This is a genomic window from Natronomonas sp. (assembly GCF_028274965.1).
Lineage (GTDB): Archaea > Halobacteriota > Halobacteria > Halobacteriales > Haloarculaceae > Natronomonas.
Genome location: NZ_JAQCNO010000069.1, coordinates 1 through 4,129 on the forward strand (window position 1 = coordinate 1; position 4,129 = coordinate 4,129).

Annotated in this window: 5 protein-coding genes; 1 reads left to right on the forward strand and 4 read right to left on the reverse strand. The window is 70.3% G+C overall.

All coding sequences use genetic code 11. From position 1 onward, the window contains the following. Positions 1 to 83: 83 nt before the first annotated feature. Positions 84 to 1,718, reverse strand: coding sequence for a heme-binding protein (locus Q0916_RS10965; RefSeq protein ID WP_299237307.1), 1,635 nt, complete (start codon positions 1,716 to 1,718; stop codon positions 84 to 86). Positions 1,719 to 1,893: 175 nt separating this feature from the next. Continuing rightward, positions 1,894 to 2,709 carry an SDR family NAD(P)-dependent oxidoreductase gene (locus tag Q0916_RS10970; RefSeq protein ID WP_299237308.1) on the reverse strand — a complete coding sequence of 272 codons (816 nt, stop codon included), beginning with the start codon at positions 2,707 to 2,709 and terminating at the stop codon, positions 1,894 to 1,896. Positions 2,710 to 2,849: 140 nt separating this feature from the next. Between Q0916_RS10970 and Q0916_RS10975 the strand changes: the two genes are divergently transcribed. Beyond that, positions 2,850 to 3,056 (forward strand): hypothetical protein, encoded by a 207-nt coding sequence (locus Q0916_RS10975; protein ID WP_299237309.1) that lies wholly within the window; start codon positions 2,850 to 2,852, stop codon positions 3,054 to 3,056. A 98-nt stretch (positions 3,057 to 3,154) separates the two neighbouring features. On the opposite strand, the gene Q0916_RS10980 is transcribed toward Q0916_RS10975, so the two are convergent. Continuing rightward, positions 3,155 to 3,391, reverse strand: coding sequence for a hypothetical protein (locus tag Q0916_RS10980; protein WP_299237310.1), 237 nt, complete (start codon positions 3,389 to 3,391; stop codon positions 3,155 to 3,157). A gap of 110 nt (positions 3,392 to 3,501) precedes the next feature. Then, positions 3,502 to 4,129 (reverse strand): GTP cyclohydrolase IIa (locus Q0916_RS10985; RefSeq protein WP_299237311.1); only part of this gene is annotated, 628 nt, incomplete at its 5' end.

Genomic DNA, 4,129 nt, shown 5'->3' on the forward strand with positions numbered 1-4,129 from the left:
ATTTATAACCGAGCGGCTGGGGCTTTGGCGGAATTCTCTGCCGACCCGCTGTTCTTATAAAAAGCTGCGTGTGTCCAGTCGCGTTACGCCAGGAACACGTGCCGGGGACGGTCGGCCAGCACGTCGCGGCCCCACTGGACGGTCTCGGAGAACTCGTCGGAGCGGAAGAAGGCCATCGCGTCCTCCTTCGCGTTCCACTGGCTGGCGATGAACATGTCGTTCTCGTCTTCGACGTTCACCATCAGGTCGGTCTCGACGTGGCCCCCCATCTCCGCAAGCAGCTCGCCGACGTCGTCGAACGTCTCGACGAACTCCGTCTGGTAGTCGGGCTTGACGGTGTAGAACATCCCCATCGTGCCGAAGCCGGACTCCTCGCCGGCGCGGGCGACGATGTCGGGCAGCTCCGAGAGAAAGCCGGCCGCGGTCTCCGCCGCGGACGCGGTGTCCCAGATCGAGACGACCGCGGCGCGGTCAGTGTGGCGCCCCTCGTACACCGCGGTCTTGACGTGGGTGCCGTAGTGGTCGAAGTTGCCGCGGAGCCCCTCGACTTCGTCGAACAGCTCGTCGGTGTCGGCCTCGCTGTACAGTACCGTGGCGTACACGTCCTCGCCGTGCGGCTTCCCGGCGTAGATGTCGAGGTCGGCGAGCTCGCCGCGGATGTCCTCGTCGGAGGCCCCGTCGCCGCCGCCGCCGCCGCTCCCGCCCTTCTCGCCGTGTCCGTCGCCCTCGCCGTGGGGATGGTCCCCCTCGCCGCCGGCCTCCTCGCCGTGGGGGTGGTCACCGTGCGCGGGGCCGCCGCCCGCGCCCGAGCGGTCGTGGCCCTCGCCGCGACCGTGGCCGTCGTCGCCGTGCCCGCCTTCGCCGCCGTGGCTCCCCTCGTCGCCGTGACCGCCCTCGCCGTGCGGGTGGCCGGCCCCCTCGTCCTCGGGGGCGCGCCCGGTCGGGACCGTCTCGCCCCCGAGGAACGCGTCGAGGTCGCGCGGCGGGAACCGACGGCCGACGTAGAAGTCGCCGAACTCGCCGTACCGCGAGGAGGCGGGGTCGAACCGCATCTCGTAGACGATGTCCTTGATGTCCGTCGGGTCCGATCCGAACAGGGTGACGCCCCACTCGTGGTCGTCGAAGCCGACCGAGGAGGCGATCACCTGCTTGATCTTCCCGGCGTACTCCTTGCCGACCTCGCCGTGGCCGGCCATGAGCTCGGCGCGGTCCTCGAAGTCGAGGTCGTACCAGTTGTACTCCTCGCCGCGGCGCTTGCTCATCGGGTAGAAGCAGACGTACTCGTCGTCGGGGATCTCCGGCGTCAGCTTCCCCTCGATGTACCGGCGGAGGCCGGCGTCGATCTCCTCGGGCCCCTCCTCGAAGTACGCGTCGGAGACGTACCCAGAGACCTCGGTGACCGAGACGTACGAGGTCGTCCGCTCGGTGAACCTCGCGAGGGCGGTGTCCTCGAACCGGCGCTCGATCGACGAGAGGTCGTCGAGCGACGGGCGGAAGTGGACGAACAGGAGGTCGGCCTTGTGTCCGAGCACGGAGAACAGGCCGGAGTCCCCCTCGTCGGCGTCGGCGACCAGCTCGCGGTGTTTCAGGAAGGCCTCGCCCTCCTCGATCGCTCGGCGTCGCTCCCGCTCGGGGGCGTCGCGCCACGCGTCCCAGTCGATCGACCGGAAGTCGTGCAGCGCGAACCACCCCTCCTCGGTCTGTGGTGCCTCGACCATACGTCGGCTTGGACCCCCGCGACTTAGGGGCTTGCGGGTCGCGTCCGCGAGCGATGGAGCCGGACGGTCCGGTGAGGCGCCCGTGCAGTCGGGCGATTCACCGAGTAATCCGGTGAGGCGCCGCCTCGCTGACGTGTTCCCGGTCGTGAGCGGCCCGGCCCCCGGCCCCTCGCCGCTACCGATCGATCAGCCGCCCGAGTATCCCGCTGGGGAGCCCGGCGCGGACCAGCCGATCGTACAGCCGGTCGGGGAGCACCGCGGCCAGTCGCGGGAGCCAGCGCGCGCGGCGGCTCACCCGGTACACCGTCCGCGGCCGATCGGTCGTGGCCGCGACGACGACGCGCTCGACCACGGTCTCGAGGTCGGTCGCGGCGGGCGCGTACCCCTCGAACGCCCGGTAGGCGTCCGCGTGCGGGCCGTCGGGGTCCGCGTCAGCGATCCGATCGGCGATCCGAGCGGCCGCGCGCTCGTTGAGCCCGGTCGGAACCGGCCCGGGCTCGACGAACGCGACCGTGGCGCCATGGGGCTCGACCTCGCGTCGGAGAGCGTCGGCGTACCCGCGTAACCCGGCCTTCGCGGCGCTGTAGGCGCCGTGATAGGGGAGCGCGGTCGACCCGACCATCGAGCCGACCACGACGATCCGGCCGCCGCGCTCGCGGATCGACGGGAGGACGGCCCGGACGACCGTGTGGACCGCGGTCAGGTTCGTGTCGAGCTGGCGGCGGAACGAGTCGACGGTGGTGTCTTCGACCGCCGCGATCTCGTACCCGCCGACGCAGGAGACGACGCGGTCGAACTCGCGGTCTGCGAGCAGCGCCTCCACCGCGTCGCCGTCGCGCAGATCGAGGGCGTGGGTCTCCGCGGCGTCGGGGAGCGCGGCCAGTCCGTCGGCGTCGCGGTCGATCCCGGTCACGTCGTGGTCGGCGGCCGCGAGCGTTCTGACGACGCCGCCGCCGATCCCGCCCGCCGCTCCGGTCACGAGGACGCGCATGCGTGCCGATAGCGCCCCGGGGGTGGTGACGCTGGCGGTTCGAGACCGACGCGCGGTTCGCGACTGACGCGCGGTTCGCGACGGACGATTCGGGCCGCGCTCCCGAAGGCATATATCATCGACCCGCGATCACCCGACGTATGTCCACCGAAGAACCGTCTGTCCCGATCGTCTGCACCGAGTGCGAGACGGAGACCAGCGTCCCCCTCTCCGACGTGGCGGACGCGCTCGCGAGACACAACGACGGGAAACACGACGGCGAGGAGGTGGCGGAGGTCGACCCGGCGCTGAAAGACCAACTCGCCGACCTCGTCGCCGAGGACCTCGGGCTCTTCGAGGAGGCGTAGACGGGGGAAGCACCGGGGGACCGAATACGATCGAGCGGACCCGCCGACCGCCGTAAGCTGACGCCAGTCAAGGAGGCGAACGTCGCCCTCGGCGTCGCTCAGTCGTCCTGCGAGAGCGCGCCCTTCGGGTGACCCTTGTGCTGGAGGTTCCGGTTGTCTCGTTTCCGGGTCGCCGTCGCCGGGATGACCGTCTCGGTGTCGACCCCGTCTCGCGGTCGCCCGGTGTAGCCGTGGTCGGGGTGCTCGGCGCAGTGGGCCATCGCGTCGTGCGACCCTTCCCACGGCCCCTCGTCGCAGTCGTCCGCCGTGCAAACGAACACTATCTCATCGGACATGTTGACCGGGAGTTTTCAGTCGACATATATAAACGTGGAGTCGCAGCTATCAAGTTAGATAACCGACGCCCACGAGGCGACGGTCCGGTCGCCGCGGTCCCGATACCGACTCAGTCGCCGGCGGTGGGAACGCCGAACAGCTCGACGCTCGTCCCGTCGTGACGGCAGTCCTCCAGCGCGTGCTTGGCGGCGAACCCCGCCTCGTGGGCGGAGGCGCCCCGGCCGACGCCGACCTGGAGCTCCACGCCGACGTCGTCTTCGACGTGGGCGACCGCGTCGGCGAACGCGCCCTCGCGGAGGTCGGGGCAGACCGAGATGATGTTGTCGCCGCCGACGAAGAAGGAGAGCGCGCCGTGCTCCTCCCGGAGATACCGCATGACGGAGGCGTACGCCTGTTCGATGTTGATGAACGTGTCGAACTCGTTGAGCCGGTCGGTGTACTTGCCGGTCGCGTTGACGACGTCGAAGTGCGCGATCTGGAGGTCCGAGCCCGTCGTCTCCGTGAGGTACTCGCCGGCGAGCACCTCGGTCCGGGCCTCGTCCTGCGCGCTCCCCTCCACCTGGAGCCGGCGGTTCGCGTCCTCTAGCGCGTCGACCGGTCGCTCGGCAACCGCGGTACCGAGGCTGACGCTCACCGGGTACCGGTTGCCGATCGATTCCTGGAGGGCCGCGTGGGCCCCGCCGTCCACGCCGTTCGTCACCGCGACCATGTTGTCGAAGCGCGTGAAGAAGACGTAC

Excerpts from the sequence above, each read along its gene's own strand:
- Q0916_RS10975 (WP_299237309.1), top strand. The coding sequence starts at position 2,850 with ATGTCCACCGAAGAACCGTCTGTCCCGATCGTCTGCACCGAGTGCGAG.
- Q0916_RS10965 (WP_299237307.1), bottom strand. The coding sequence starts at position 1,718 with ATGGTCGAGGCACCACAGACCGAGGAGGGGTGGTTCGCGCTGCACGAC.
- Q0916_RS10980 (WP_299237310.1), bottom strand. The coding sequence starts at position 3,391 with ATGTCCGATGAGATAGTGTTCGTTTGCACGGCGGACGACTGCGACGAG.
- Q0916_RS10970 (WP_299237308.1), bottom strand. The coding sequence starts at position 2,709 with ATGCGCGTCCTCGTGACCGGAGCGGCGGGCGGGATCGGCGGCGGCGTC.